The sequence below is a fragment of the Campylobacter coli LMG 9860 genome, assembly GCF_000254135.1.
Taxonomy (GTDB): Bacteria; Campylobacterota; Campylobacteria; order Campylobacterales; family Campylobacteraceae; genus Campylobacter_D; species Campylobacter_D coli.
This window is the reverse complement of record NZ_AINS01000100.1, coordinates 1-13,300: the sequence shown is the minus strand read 5'-3', so window position 1 is coordinate 13,300 and position 13,300 is coordinate 1. Positions and strand designations below refer to the sequence as shown.

The following is a 13,300-nucleotide window of genomic DNA, read 5'->3' as shown; positions in this document are numbered from 1 at the left end:
ATCATCTTTGTAAGTTTCTTTGTTTTGACTTTCGCTTTGTATGGGAGTGCGAGGTTTTTGCTCCTCTTTAGCCTTAAGATCTTCTCTTACAATTTGCTCTATGGTTTTATTGCTTGGCTCTAAATTTATTGTTAAATTTAGCCATTTTTGTTTAAATTCTTCTATGCTTAAATTGCTACTAAACAAATCGAGTGCTTCCATAAGTTTTTCCATTGAGCCGTTAGCTATAAAAGAATTATTTTTTATAAAGTCATTTAAATCTTGGATTTGATTTTTATCCATATTTTTATCAAATCCCATTAACTTACCGCTTATATTGCTTTGTCCTTCAATAAGATAACCGCCACCAAATTGATTAAAAACTACATTTGCAAAATTCATAAAAGATTTATCCTTTGAGTTTAAATCTTTCAAATTTATGACCACTTTGCTTCCTTTATAAGAATTATTTTCATTTAAAAAATTATTTTCTAAATCTTGTGCCTTGTCATAAATTTTTAAAATTTCAAAACTATTTTTATCCATTTCAAAACCTAGCGGAAGTTCATTTTTAGAAAATTGCATTAAATTAGAAAACACTTTATAGGCGTTTTCTAGCGTTTTGGTAAAATCGATAGTGTCGAAATGTTTATTTTGAGAAAGATTTTTAACTAGTGTTTGCATTTGTGTCGCATCAATTTTATAATTTTTTGAAATTCCCAAGCTTTGCGTTGTTGCTTGAGATATATCTTTTAATTTTTGAGTAGAATAACCACCTTTATGATGGTTATTTATATAAGCTGTGTTTATCATACTCTCACTCCTTGCTGATTTATCTTAATTTAAATCGGCTTTATGGTTTTTACCTTGATAATCCGCCTAATTGCCTATCAAATTGATTTTTATATCTATAACTAAGCTCCCTAACAATTCCATTATTATTTAATACTTGACTGCTTTGTTTATACATTGTCCCAGAAGCTCTATCGAAAATGATGGCAGAGTATGTAAGAAAACTATAAGGTTTTCCAAGACTAGATATAGACCAATTTTTTTGAGCGACAAACCCTATATGATAATTTGTGCTATGAGGCTCTTCGTTTGTAAGAATAGCTTTAAAATCTCTATAATGAGTTCCTGTTATAGTTTGACTTACGGCAAGACTTAAGCAAGAATTTGTCCCACTTAAACAGTTACCGACAGATTGAAACGCACCTCCCCTAACCTCTTTCATCTCTTCAAGGCTGAGTTCTTTTACACCCGGGCTTGTATCACTTAAAGCACCTTTTGTAAGTTTAGCTAAAAAATCCCCAGCAAAAGCAGAACTAGTCAGTAAAGAAGTTAAAGCTAATAAAGCAAAAATCTTTTTCATTGAAAATCCTTTCATAAATTCTTTTTGTAAGTTCTTTAAAACTACTATCGACTTATTCTAGCAAAAGTTTAATCTTGCTTTGAAAGTTAAGTGAATTTTCTTTAAATACTTAAAATTTTATTCTCGGTTTGTTTGCTTTTGTAATAAATTTTCATTTTTATCTTAAATTATATTAAGCAAGTAAAAATATTTAAAGATTTTAAAATACTTTATTTAGAATAATAAACTTTTCAATATCAAGGATTAAATTTTAAAATTAACTTGAGCTGATTATTTAAAATGTAAGGATTGACAATGAAAAAAATTTTCTTAACATTTATGGTTTTAGTTAATTGTGTTTTTGCTAGCGATGAACTAAATATAGACAGTTTATTTAAAAAGCAAATAGGCTTAAGAAGCATTACAAGCTTTTCTTTGCTTAGCACAGGAAATGCAAACTCGTATTCTCTTTATCCTAATATAACAATAGGCGGAGATCCTACAATTTGGAATGATACAAAGCAGGTGTTTTTAACTCAAACTTTCATTTATACCCTAACACCTAAGTTTGACATACTTATTTCAGGGGGCGGAAGTTATGCAAGGCAGGAATATACAAACTTTTTTACAAATGAGTATTCTAGTAAAAACAGAATAGGTTTTGATAGTTTATGGCTAGGTTTTATTTATACAGGCGATAGCATTGCAGATTTAATTCCACAAATTACCTTTCAAACTGCAGTCGTTCAAAGAGAAAAAGCAATCAATCAAACCAAAAACTTTTATCTAAAATCACAAAGCTTACAAGCTAGTTTAAGGGGATATAGCGATCCTGTGGTTTATAGTATTTATACAGGATTTGGTTATAATCAATCAAGAAAATTTAAAACCCTTAAAATAGAGTATGGAAATAGTATTTATGTGGGTGGGGATTTATCTATTATTCTAAGTCCTAAGATTACTTTAGATTTAGGAGCAGAGCAAAGATTTCAAATGAAACAAAAAATCAATGGCTATCAAAATTCTGAAGTGCGTTCTATTCCAACTTTAAGTTTAGGTTCTACTTATAGCATTAATTCAGATACCGCAGTTTCTGTTAATGCTAGTTTTGGAGGAAGCTCTGCTTCTCCTGATAGCATATTTGGGATAAGCTTATGGAAAAAATTCTAAAAATTTTATTATTTTTACCCATTCTTGCTTTGAGTGCAAAAGCCGAATGGGTAGTTAAGTCTTATCAAGAAATTAAAAACGAAAGAGTAATAAGACAAACTTATGAGCAATCTTGCGGGGCTTCATCTTTAGCAACTTTACTTAATATACTTGATGATCAAAAAAAGTTTGATGAACTTGAACTTTTAAAGATTATGAGCGGACAAGAACTTTATACGGATATGGTAAGCTTTGCAGATTTAAGCGATGCAGTTAAAAAACTGGGCTTTCAAAGCAATTCATATCAAATCAATAGAGAAAACTTGGATAAACTTGTAAATATTCCAATGCTTGTAAAAATTGAAGATGATCCACGCTTTCCACATTTTGCGGTAATTATTAATCATAAAGGTAATTATTTACAAGTGCTTGATCCAAGTCATGGAGAATATATAAGTTCTAAAAGTCAATTTTTTAGCATTTGGGATAGATATAATAAAGGCGGTTATGCTTTAATTGTTGCTCCTAAAAAAGAGCTAAAACCTTTTAAGTTAAACACTCCAAAATCTTTACATTTTGATTTCAGCCCTTTTAGTTTGTTTTAGTTTTAATTTATTTATATTTATTATTCTTAATTTGCAGGCTAAAACTTTTTATCTTAGTTGTTCTAATCTTTCTTTTTTAGAGCCAATTTCTGTGATTTGAACTCCGAAATTTCCATCGACGATTACTACCTCGCCATAAGCGATTCTTTTATCGCCGATTAGTATTTCAAGTGGGTCATTTGCAAGTTGATTAAGCTCCACAACTGAGCCTATATCCATAGTTAAAACATCTTTTAAAAGCATTTTTTTATTGCCTATACGCACACGAACAGGCAAACGCACATCCATGATGAGATTGATATTTTTAAGTTCTTCACTTATCTCAAAACCTTTATTTTCTGAATTTGAGCTAGAGTGTGCATGGCCATCATCTGCAGCTTTGCCGCTTAAAATATTATGAAGAGTTTGATCTACAATTAAAGAAATTTGCTCTTCTAAGTCTTCTATTTTGACATCAAAGAAATAAAGTTTTGTAAAATCTTTAAAATCAACATTTTCTGCTACAAATTCGCAAGAGCTGATTTCAAAATCCATTTTTGGTATGTCTTTTTGTGCGCCTAAAGTGGTAGAAAAAGCCGAAATGATGTTTTGAATTGCTTCTTTAGCAGCGTCCATTTCATCAGGGCCTAGTTGATCGTTTTTAGAAATTTCTTCTTCGCCCATCATCCATTCACCAATAGCACTCATAAGTACAGCACCTGCTAATATACCTATTTTGCCACCTTCTTTGATGTTAAAAACCGCATAAACAAGAGGCGGTTTGAGTGTATCTTGTGATGAAACATCAAATTCTTTATATTCGCTAAATTCTGCACTTTTTCCTGTAAGTCCTTCTATGGTGCTTGTGCATTCGTTTGTAAATAATTTTAAAAATTCATTGATCATATTTCTTCTTCCTCCTCTTCAGGCTCATCATAAACACTAGCTTTAGCTTTACGCTCTTCTTCGTATTTTTCCAAAATTTCTTTGATTTCATCTTTATCTGTGCGTATAAGTTCTAAAATTTTAATAGATTTTCTAAAACGATGCAATCCAATTTGTGCTAAGAAAACATCTTTTTTATCGATACTTACTATAGCTTTATCGTCTGCTTCTCTATCAAGCCTTAAAATATCGCCTTGTTTAAGTTCTAAAAATTCATGAACATTAATTAAGGTTTTTCCTAAAATTGCCTCATATACCACTTCAGCACGACCGATTAAAGTTTTAAGTTCTTTGTTGCGTGATTTTTTGGCTGAGGTTTCACCCATCATAATATCACGGTTTGCTAAACGACTCAAGATACTTTCTAAATGGACAACAGGATAGCAGATATTTACCATACCGCTTGAATTTCCTATGATGATTTCCATCACCACCATGATAACGATTTCGTTTTGCGATACGATTTGTACAACATTGGGGCTTGATTCTTTAGCTTCTATACTAGGATAAATTTCAGTTACTGTAGCCCAGCTTTCTTTAAGTCTTTGCATGATGATACGCAAAATAGAATCAAGCAAATTAAGCTCTATATCAGTAAGCTCTCGCGAAGCCTCATAGCTATCGCCTTGACCTCCTAAAAGTCTATCTATCATAGGAAAAGCAATGCTTGGGTTAATCTCTAAAACGCAGTTTCCATCAAGAGGCTTGATAGAGAAAACGTTAAAGCTTGTAGGGCTTGGTAGCGACATCAAAAACTCACCATAAGTCATTTGATCCACCGAGTGAAGTTTGGTTTCAACAATACTTCTCATCATGGACGAAATTTGAGAAGCTAAATTTCTTGCTAGTTTATCGTGTATACCTTTAATTGTCCTAAGTTGCTCTTTAGATACCCTATTTGGACGCTTAAAGTCATATACAACTATATTTCTTTCATCTTTTCCATCTTTTTCAGAGGCTGTAGGCGTATTGGTATTATCATCGACAACTTCAAGTAGAGCGTCAATTTCTTCTTGGGAGAGTATTTCTGCCATTACACTAGCCTTTCTCTAAGTTTTTTTAAAAGTTTTTTATGAATTTGTGAAATTCTACTCTCGCTAATCTCTAAAATTTCACTAATCTCCTTAAGACTGAGTTCTTCATAATAATAAAGCTGTATGATGAGTTGATCGCGTTCTTTAAGATCTTCTAATACTTCGTGAATTTTTTCTAAAAGTTGTTCTTTTTCTAATTTTTCTAAAGTATCATCTTCATTATAAAGCTCTAATTGATCATCAATGGGTAAAGTATAGCTAATAGCATGTGCGGTGCGCACTTCTTTAATCTTTTCTACATCCAAATCAAGCTTTTTAGCTAGATATTCATCATCAGGCTCTTCTTCATGTTCTCTAAAATATTCGTCGATTAAAATATCAATATCTTTAATGATTTTACGGTTATTGCGACTCATTACATCCAAAGAGCGTAAAAAATCAAGCATAGCGCCATTAACACGCTTTCTAGCAAATCCCCAAAAACTATCATTTTGCTCTTTATCGTAGCGGCGTGAAAGCTTGATCATTTCTTCAACGCCAATGCTAATTAGATCATTTACATCAATGCTAGAAGGCAAGCGTTCTTTTAGTCTAAAAGCCATTGCACGAAGTGCAGGCATATAGGATAAAACTAGCTGATCTTGTTCATCTTTTATCATTTGAGCATAGGCTTTAGGCGGCTCTTTTTGCATTTTTGCGTCTTTCTTTTGATTCGTTTTTCTTAAGCTCTTCTCTTTCTTCGTTAAGCTTTTCTAAGATTATATCCATTTTCTTTTCACGAATGACTAAGTCATTTATAATATTATTGCTAGTCTTTTCATAATCATGTTTATTGAAAATTCGCCCACTGATTTTTTTAATATCGATAAAATTCATAATAGCAATGTGTATAAAAACATAAAACATAAAAGTAATAAAACAAGTAGAAATTAAAATATCAAAAGCTTCTTCTATACTAATAATACTAAAAGCCAATCCTATAAAAAATCCGCAAACGGTAAAAAATGCTACATAATTTTCAGGTCTCATAATATCTTCTCTTTATTGCTTAGAATCGTTCGATGATTTTCCTAAAGAAATTTGAAAAACTTCGACTTGTGACATTATCAAGCACTTTCCGTTCCAACCTATATAAAAGCTTGGAAGCTAGGGCTTTAAGCTCGTCACTTGAAGCAGAATTTTCATCTGTAAACAAGGTGCGTTTTTTAATGCTACCACTTACATCTTTTGAAGCGCTCAAGTGTCCTAAAAATTCTAAATTTAAACGATTTTTTATATTTGCATCAGCAACTTTTTTAATATTTTCAAAAACTTTTAAAGCCTCATTTTCATTTTTGACAACATTAAATAGCATCAGTAAATTTTCTTTTGTCTTAGAGGTGGTTTTAATGGTTGCATATGCATCGGTAATCGCAGCAGGATCAGGAACGGTTACTACTACAACTTCATCTGACATTTCTAAGAAATTGAGTATATTTCCTCCTATTCCTGCACCTGTGTCGATGATAAGAAAATCAAGCTCATCTAAAATACTTGCTTGATTTAAAAATCTTTCATAAATGTTTTTATCGTTGTATTTTAAAATTTCATCACCGCTTTCACCAGGGATGAGCCATAAATTTGGCTTTACTTCGATCAAAATATCTTCTAAAGAGCATTCTCCACGCAAAACATGTAAAAGATTTTTTTGAATGCGAACATTTAAAATAACATCAAGATTTGCTAAGCCAATATCTGCATCAAAAAGTCCTACTTTATATCCATTATTAGCAAGTACATTTGCCAAATTTGCGCTAATGGTGCTTTTACCTACTCCACCTTTTCCACTTGTAATCGCTATAAAATGAGTGTTTTGTGATTTTTTTCCTCCATTTTGATTCATAAGGCTACGGAGTTTATTGGCTTGATTATTCATTATCTTTTCCTTTGTTAAAACCTTCTAAGATACAGCGAACTAAAAAATCGCTATTGGCTACTTCTATATCATCAGGCACTTCTTGTCCTGTAGAGAAAAAGCTTAGTGGGATATTAGTTTCATAAATTAAAGAGAAAATATTTCCAAAAACCTTAGTTTCATCAAATTTGGTGATGATAAGGGTGTCGATATTTAAAAATGAAAAATTTTTGTAAATTTCCATCAGATCTTCATGCTTGGTATTAGCAGAAACGACTAGACTAACATCAATTTCAGCATTTGAATGCATAAGAAATTCTTTTGTTTTGGCAAGTTTGTTTTGATCGTATTGCGAATTTCCTATAGTATCGACTAAAATTACTTCGCAGTTATTAAGACTTTTAATCGCCTCGTCCAAATCTTTTGGTTCTATACTATCGATGATGGGAAGTTTCATCATTTTTGCATATTGGAAAAGTTGTTCTACAGCACCGATTCTATAAGTATCTAAAGTGATTATACCTGTTTTATAGCGCTTATCTCCATAAGCATAACGAAAAGCTAGCTTTGCTAAAGTTGTGGTTTTTCCAACCCCTGTCGGGCCTACAAGCATCATAATTTTTTGTTTTTTGATTTCACTTTCTACCCTGCAAGGTAAAATATTTCTCAAAAGAGAATAAAAATATCGTTGCACAGCGTCTTTGTTTGTTTTCATGGCCGCAGGCATATTTTCTATAGTGGCTTTCATGATAGCTTCTAAATGCTTTTCAAGCATACCGCTTTCTTTGGCTTTTTTATAAATGGTTGCAAATTCAGGAGGAATGATAAGATTGTTGCGAGCTTCTGCTTTTTCATCCCACATCATGTCTGCGAGTAAATCGATTTTATCATTAAGCTTATTGATTTGTTTTTCAAAATTCTCTATTTTTTTATTATAGTTTGGATTGGGTGCATAATTATCTACCAAAGGGGTATTGGTTACTTTTGAAATTTCATTGCTTACTTCACTTAAGCGTTCTTTAAAATCGTTAAAACCCATGGTGGGATTAGGATTGATTTTACTTTGTGGAAAGTCTTGGTAATTAGTGTCGCTAGTTTTGGTTTTTGCTAAATTTGCCCTAGTATTTGAAAAATCAAGAATCACATCTTCATCTTCGTTATTTTGTGGTATTGAAGCATTGACTTTTTCTTCAAGATTTTGTTTTTCTAAAGTTTTAGCGATAGTTTTTTTAGGAGGCAAGGATTTTCCCATTTTTTTCAAATGCTCTTCATAATCACTCTCTTCTATAGCAACCATTACTTCATAAAGAGCAGCGCGGTTAAGTGTTTTGGGACGAATTTGTTTATTGGTAATAATTAAAGCTTTGTCGCCATAATCCTCTTTTACTTTCGGGATAATTTGCTCTGTATCTTCTACAGTAAAGGTATGGATAAGTTGTCCCATTTACAATCCTTTTGTTAAGCCCAAGGGCAAAATTACACTTATTCTTTGATTAGCCCCTATATGAGGCACCATACACCCCTCATCACGCTTGACTTTTTGTGAAAAATATAAAAGATCTAAATCAAGTGTTCTAGGAGCGTTTTTGAAAGTTCTTTTTCTTTTAAATTTAAGCTCATAAAAAAGTAAAACTTTCAAAAAAGCTCTTGCGTGTAGGTTTGTTTGTATAAGCATTGCTGCATTCGTAAAATCTTTTTGAGCTTTAAAACCAAAAGCTTCATTGATCAAAAATGGAGATGTGGCTAAAATTTTAAACCTTCTATCCTCCATCATTACACGAAAAAGCTTGTTAAACCTTTTTTTTTCTGGCTCTATATTGCTTCCTAGACCTACTAGAGCAAGGTATTTAAATTCTTTTTTGTTTTGGCTAAAATAAGGAAAAAAACGGCTTGTTTCAAGTCGTCTTGCTCCTTTTATTTTTAGCATTTTTAATTTTGAGCCCTAGCTTGCATTTGCTGTGCTTGCGCAGCATGCAAATTTTTTACTTGCTCGCAAATTTGAATAATGCCCATTAAAGCTAAATGATAACCAAAAGGACCAAATCCTACTATAGATCCAGAACATACAGGAGCTATAAGGCTTTTTTGACGAAATTCTTCTCTGCGATAAACATTACTGATGTGTACTTCTATCGTAGGTAAAGCCACTGCAGAAATCGCATCACGAATGGCTACTGAAGTATGAGTATAGCCTGCAGCATTGATGATTATACCATCTACTGTACCAAGACATTCTTGAATTTTATCTACAATTTCGCCTTCAAAATTGCTTTGAAAAAAATCTAATTCAACATTGTTTTGAGAAGCTGCCATCTTCATTTGAGTATGAATGTCTTCCATTTTCATTGCACCATAAATTCTAACTTCCCTTACGCCTAGCATATTGATATTTGGGCCTTGGATGACCATTACTTTCATAATTTTGCCTTAAAATTTTTATTTTTAACCTTTTATTATAACATTTTAAAATAAATTTTCGCTACAATGTGATTTTATTCAAGGAAAAAAGAATGTATATAATCAGTGCAAAATATATCTTTTTATGTGACGAGCAATTTAGTATTTTAGAAAACAAAGCCTTTGTTTTTGAGAATGAAATTTTAGAATTAGGCGAATTAGAAGAATTAAAAAAACGATACCCAGAGGCTAAGCTTATAAAAACAAGCCCTAATTGCGTCATTTTGCCTGCTTTTATCAATCCGCACACCCATTTAGAATTTAGCGCAAATTCGACCACTTTGCATTTTGGAGAATTTTTAATTTGGCTTAAAAGCGTGATTAACTCTCGTTCTATGTTAAATGAGCAAGCTAAAGAAGAGCTTATATTAAAAAACATTCAAAAAATGCAAAAAAGCGGTATAGGTACTATAGGTGAAATTTCAAGCTTTGGCAGCGATTTAAATCCTTGTGTTAGAGCAAGTCAAAATGGAATGCGTGTTGTATTTTTTAATGAAATTTTAGGCATAAATGAAGCCCAAATTCAAGATAAAAAACAAGAGTTTTTAACAAGATTTGAAAAATCTTTAAAATTTAAAGATGAGTTTTTTATACCTGCTATTTCTGTGCATTCTGCTTATTCAACTCATCCAGAGCTTGCAAAATTTGCAATCAATCTTGCTAAAAAGCAAAAGTTATTAATCAGTACGCATTTTTTAGAAAGTAAGGCTGAAAATGCTTGGCTTAAAGAGGCAAAAGGAGGGTTTAAAGAATGGTTTAAAAACTTTACGCCAGATCCTAAGCCTCTTTATAAAGCTAGTGAATTTATTCAATTATTTAAAGGTGTTAGGACGCTTTTTACCCATTGTGTGTATTTAAAAGAAATGGATTTGCTTGATAAAAATTTACATTCTATTACCCATTGTGCTTTTTCAAATCGTCTTTTAAGTCAAAAAACATTTGATTTAAAAAAGGCTTTAAAAAGCGGCTTAAATATCCATTTGGGTACAGATGGTTTAAGTTCTAATATTTCTTTATCGATTTTAGATGAAATGCGTGCTAGTTTGCTTGTGCATACAGATTTTGATTTGTTAGAATTAGCTCCTAAGCTTTTACAAATGGCAACGCTTTATCCAGCTAAAGCTTTAAATTTAAATTTAGGTGAAATCAAGCAAGGAAAAATGGCTGATTTTAGTGTATTTGAATTAGGAGAATGCAACAAGGAGCAAGCGCCATTGCAATTTATTTTAAATGCTAAAGAAGTGCAAAAATTATTTATAAAAGGAAAAGAATGCAAATTTTAAAATCATTTTTTAAGGGTTTGGGTAGCGTGATAAAATTTATCAATACTTATTTTAAAACTTTTGTTTTATTGTTGATCGTGATTTGGCTTTTGGTACCAAGCTCAAATTCAAGCTCATCATATGCAAATTTAGAACGCATTGACTTAAAAGGCGAGATATTAGATAGCTCAGAACTTTTGGAAAAAATTATCAGTGCTAAAAATAATGATAATATTAAAGGCGTGCTTTTTGTGATAGATTCTCCTGGGGGTGCTTTTGCTCCAAGTATGGAGCTAGCTTTGGCTATTAAGGATTTAAAGACTAAAAAACCTGTTATAGCTTATGCAAGTGGGACTATGGCGAGTGGGAGTTACTTGGCTGGAGTAGGAGCAAATAAAATTTTGGCAAATCCTGCTAGTTTTATAGGATCTATAGGTGTGATTATGCAGGGTGCTGATTTGAGTGAGTTGGCTAAGAAAATAGGGATTAAAGAACAAACCATACAAGCAGGGGAATTTAAGAGTGCAGGAACTTTTACAAGGGCTTGGAGTGAAGAAGAGAGAGAATTTTTGCAAAATTTGATTGATGAAAGTTATGATCTTTTTTCAGAATTTGTAGCCAAAGAACGCGATTTGGAATTAGATAAAAGAAAAGATTGGGCAAATGCAAGGGTGTTTTTAGCACAAAATGCAAAAGATTTAGGACTTATTGATGAATTAAGCAATTATGAAAATGCAAAAAAAGAACTTCAAGAACTTGCTAAAGTTTTAAATCCTGTTTGGAAAGAAGAGGGTAGAATCGATAGATTTTTAAATCGTTTAGAGAGTCAAAGTTCCAATTTTTTAGGTAAAGTGATAAGTGATACTGTGCTTAGATTGAATGCGAATTTTTTAGAATTAAAATAATTCTAAATTTTTTATATCTTATAGGAGAAAAAGCCTCTTATTCGTTTAACTTTTATAACATTTTTATGAAATAATTGTTTATATTTTAACTTAAAAGGAGCAGTGCAATGAAAAAAAATATAGTCTTTTTTGAGGTTAGAGGCGGTAGCGATAAGGGTGAAGATGGCTATAGAAAAGATACTATGCCTATGGTAAATGCTTTAAAAGCTAAGGGTTGGAATGCCGAGGTGATTTTTTTTGAAGTAGGCAAAAAGAATGAAATTTATAACTATGTAAAAGAAAATTTTGATGGTTATGTTTCGCGTATTAATCCTGGCAATCTTAAAGAAGAAAATGAGTATTTTGATATGCTAAGAAAACTTTGCCAAGAAGGTCTTGTGGGTATGCCTCATCCTGATGCGATGATAGGTTATGGAGCCAAAGACGCTTTAACAAAACTTGCAGATACAGATCTTGTGCCAAGTGATACTTATGCATACTATGATATCAAGACTTTTAAAGAAAATTTTCCAAAAAGTTTAGCTAAGGGAGAAAGGGTTTTAAAGCAAAATCGCGGTTCTACAGGTGAGGGAATTTGGCGTGTGAGTGTAGAGGGCGAAGTAAAAGGAGATATTTTGCCTTTAGATACTAAAATCAAATGTACCGAAGCAAAAGACAATCATGTAGAGCATAGAGAACTGGGTGAATTTATGGATTTTTGTGAGCAATATATCATAGGTGATAATGGTATGCTTGTAGATATGACTTTTTTACCACGCATTAAAGAAGGAGAGATAAGACTTTTAATGCTTTATAACACTCCTGTAAATGTAGTGCATAAAAAACCAGCTGAAGATGCCGATGCTTTTTCTGCTACGCTTTTTAGTGGGGCGCAATACCGCTATGATAAACCCGAGGATTGGCAAAATTTGGTAGATATGTTTTTAGGAGAACTTCCTAAGGTGCGTGCAAAATTGGGTAATTATGATTTACCGCTTATTTGGACAGCTGATTTTATTTTAGATAATGATGAAAAAGGCAACGATAAATATGTTTTAGGTGAGATAAATTGCTCTTGCGTAGGCTTTACTTCGCACTTAGAACTTGCTGATGAAGTTGCTCAAAATATCATCAATATTGTAAGCAAGGCAAAAAACTAATCTTTAAGCTTAATGTCCATTTTTGTTTTGCAAGATGGGCATTCTTTTTCTATTTTTTTCAAATTTGAAGCAAATTCTATCGAGTAAAAATTTTTGCAATTAGAGCATTGAATATCCTTGGTTAAAATAGGATAAGAATACTTTGTTTTATTTGAGATATAATATTTTATTTTTTTGTCCATAGTAGAATCAATTATTTTTTATTTCATTCTACTATAGAATAGTTATTATTCAAAAGATTCGGAATGTTTTTTATAAAATTGTATGGCCATCTTGCATTTTTTACACTTAAATTTAGCACCTTTTAATTGTATTTTTTGATGAATTCCAAAAGGCACATCGTGAATTTGTCCAACACACTCGCAAGTATAAAAATATAAAGCTGTTTCATCATCTTTTTCTTCTTTTACTTCTTCAAAACTTACTTCACTATCATCTTCAGAGGATAAAGAAGAGCGTCTGTATTGTTCTACTTTCATATCTTCATAAAGTATATGTTCTAAGAGCCATTTTTTAGAAACCGTGTAAAGTTTTTCTTTTAAATCATTGGTTGATTTTATGTTTTTAATGAGGTCTATCATGGATTGGATGATTTCTTTAT

At 31.7% G+C, this 13,300-nt stretch carries 15 protein-coding genes and 2 pseudogenes; 5 read left to right on the top strand and 12 right to left on the bottom strand.

Annotation, left to right across the window (positions count from 1 at the left end):
• Together CCO88_RS09145 and CCO88_RS09140 are read right to left on the bottom strand one after the other, a co-directional pair.
• Positions 1-792 (bottom strand): annotated as a pseudogene (locus CCO88_RS09145) (hypothetical protein); the annotation flags it as partial.
• 49 nt (positions 793-841) lie between these two features.
• Complete coding sequence (locus CCO88_RS09140; RefSeq protein ID WP_002782129.1) at positions 842-1,351, bottom strand: hypothetical protein; 510 nt, start codon at positions 1,349-1,351, stop codon at positions 842-844.
• Between the two features lie 294 nt (positions 1,352-1,645).
• On the opposite strand from CCO88_RS09140, the gene CCO88_RS09135 reads away from it, so the two are divergent.
• Both CCO88_RS09135 and CCO88_RS09130 read left to right on the top strand, forming a co-directional pair.
• The gene (locus CCO88_RS09135) at positions 1,646-2,500 is read left to right on the top strand and encodes a hypothetical protein (protein ID WP_002782127.1); all 855 of its coding nucleotides are present in this window, start codon (positions 1,646-1,648) and stop codon (positions 2,498-2,500) included.
• Positions 2,485-3,084: a C39 family peptidase gene (locus tag CCO88_RS09130; RefSeq protein WP_002840405.1), complete on the top strand. Its 600-nt coding sequence runs from the start codon at positions 2,485-2,487 to the stop codon at positions 3,082-3,084. The genes CCO88_RS09135 and CCO88_RS09130 overlap by 16 nt, the downstream gene beginning before the upstream one ends.
• 48 nt (positions 3,085-3,132) lie before the next feature.
• On the opposite strand, the gene fliY is transcribed toward CCO88_RS09130, so the two are convergent.
• From fliY to aroQ, 8 genes are read right to left on the bottom strand one after another with little or no spacing between them, the layout of a single operon-like run.
• Positions 3,133-3,969: a flagellar motor switch protein FliY gene (gene fliY / locus CCO88_RS09125; RefSeq protein ID WP_002778750.1), complete on the bottom strand. Its 837-nt coding sequence runs from the start codon at positions 3,967-3,969 to the stop codon at positions 3,133-3,135.
• A complete protein-coding gene (gene fliM, locus CCO88_RS09120) occupies positions 3,966-5,042 on the bottom strand; it encodes a flagellar motor switch protein FliM (RefSeq protein ID WP_002778751.1) in 1,077 nt (358 codons plus the stop codon). Before fliM ends, fliY begins: the two co-directional genes overlap by 4 nt.
• Positions 5,042-5,734, bottom strand: coding sequence for an RNA polymerase sigma factor FliA (locus CCO88_RS09115; protein WP_002778752.1), 693 nt, complete (start codon positions 5,732-5,734; stop codon positions 5,042-5,044). The genes fliM and CCO88_RS09115 overlap by 1 nt, the downstream gene beginning before the upstream one ends.
• Entirely contained in the window at positions 5,715-6,071 is a 357-nt protein-coding gene (locus tag CCO88_RS09110) for a hypothetical protein (RefSeq protein ID WP_002778754.1), read from the bottom strand. The genes CCO88_RS09115 and CCO88_RS09110 overlap by 20 nt, the downstream gene beginning before the upstream one ends.
• Before the next feature lie 19 nt (positions 6,072-6,090).
• The gene (gene flhG / locus CCO88_RS09105; RefSeq protein WP_002778756.1) at positions 6,091-6,957 is read right to left on the bottom strand and encodes a flagella biosynthesis ATPase FlhG; all 867 of its coding nucleotides are present in this window, start codon (positions 6,955-6,957) and stop codon (positions 6,091-6,093) included.
• Positions 6,950-8,380: a flagellar biosynthesis GTPase FlhF gene (gene flhF, locus CCO88_RS09100; RefSeq protein ID WP_002778758.1), complete on the bottom strand. Its 1,431-nt coding sequence runs from the start codon at positions 8,378-8,380 to the stop codon at positions 6,950-6,952. The genes flhG and flhF overlap by 8 nt, the downstream gene beginning before the upstream one ends.
• Positions 8,381-8,863, bottom strand: coding sequence for a 2-amino-4-hydroxy-6-hydroxymethyldihydropteridine diphosphokinase (folK, locus tag CCO88_RS09095; protein ID WP_002778760.1), 483 nt, complete (start codon positions 8,861-8,863; stop codon positions 8,381-8,383). It abuts the gene before it with no gap.
• A gap of 2 nt (positions 8,864-8,865) precedes the next feature.
• Positions 8,866-9,354, bottom strand: a complete 489-nt coding sequence (aroQ, locus tag CCO88_RS09090) for a type II 3-dehydroquinate dehydratase (protein WP_002778762.1) — start codon at positions 9,352-9,354, stop codon at positions 8,866-8,868.
• 92 nt (positions 9,355-9,446) lie between these two features.
• On the opposite strand from aroQ, the gene mqnF reads away from it, so the two are divergent.
• The 3 genes from mqnF (at position 9,447) to CCO88_RS09075 (ending at position 12,699) form a co-directional block, all read left to right on the top strand.
• The gene (gene mqnF / locus CCO88_RS09085; protein ID WP_002840401.1) at positions 9,447-10,676 is read left to right on the top strand and encodes an aminofutalosine deaminase family hydrolase; all 1,230 of its coding nucleotides are present in this window, start codon (positions 9,447-9,449) and stop codon (positions 10,674-10,676) included.
• Positions 10,664-11,560, top strand: coding sequence for a signal peptide peptidase SppA (sppA, locus tag CCO88_RS09080; protein ID WP_002778765.1), 897 nt, complete (start codon positions 10,664-10,666; stop codon positions 11,558-11,560). The genes mqnF and sppA overlap by 13 nt, the downstream gene beginning before the upstream one ends.
• 107 nt (positions 11,561-11,667) lie before the next feature.
• Complete coding sequence (locus tag CCO88_RS09075) at positions 11,668-12,699, top strand: Cj0069 family protein (protein ID WP_002778766.1); 1,032 nt, start codon at positions 11,668-11,670, stop codon at positions 12,697-12,699.
• Here CCO88_RS09075 and CCO88_RS09070 read toward each other — a convergent pair.
• Both CCO88_RS09070 and CCO88_RS09065 read right to left on the bottom strand, forming a co-directional pair.
• Positions 12,696-12,881 carry a hypothetical protein gene (locus tag CCO88_RS09070; RefSeq protein ID WP_002782117.1) on the bottom strand — a complete coding sequence of 62 codons (186 nt, stop codon included), beginning with the start codon at positions 12,879-12,881 and terminating at the stop codon, positions 12,696-12,698. The two genes, CCO88_RS09075 and CCO88_RS09070, sit on opposite strands and share 4 nt — an antisense overlap.
• A gap of 45 nt (positions 12,882-12,926) precedes the next feature.
• Positions 12,927-13,300: pseudogene (locus CCO88_RS09065) on the bottom strand (bacteriohemerythrin); the annotation flags it as partial.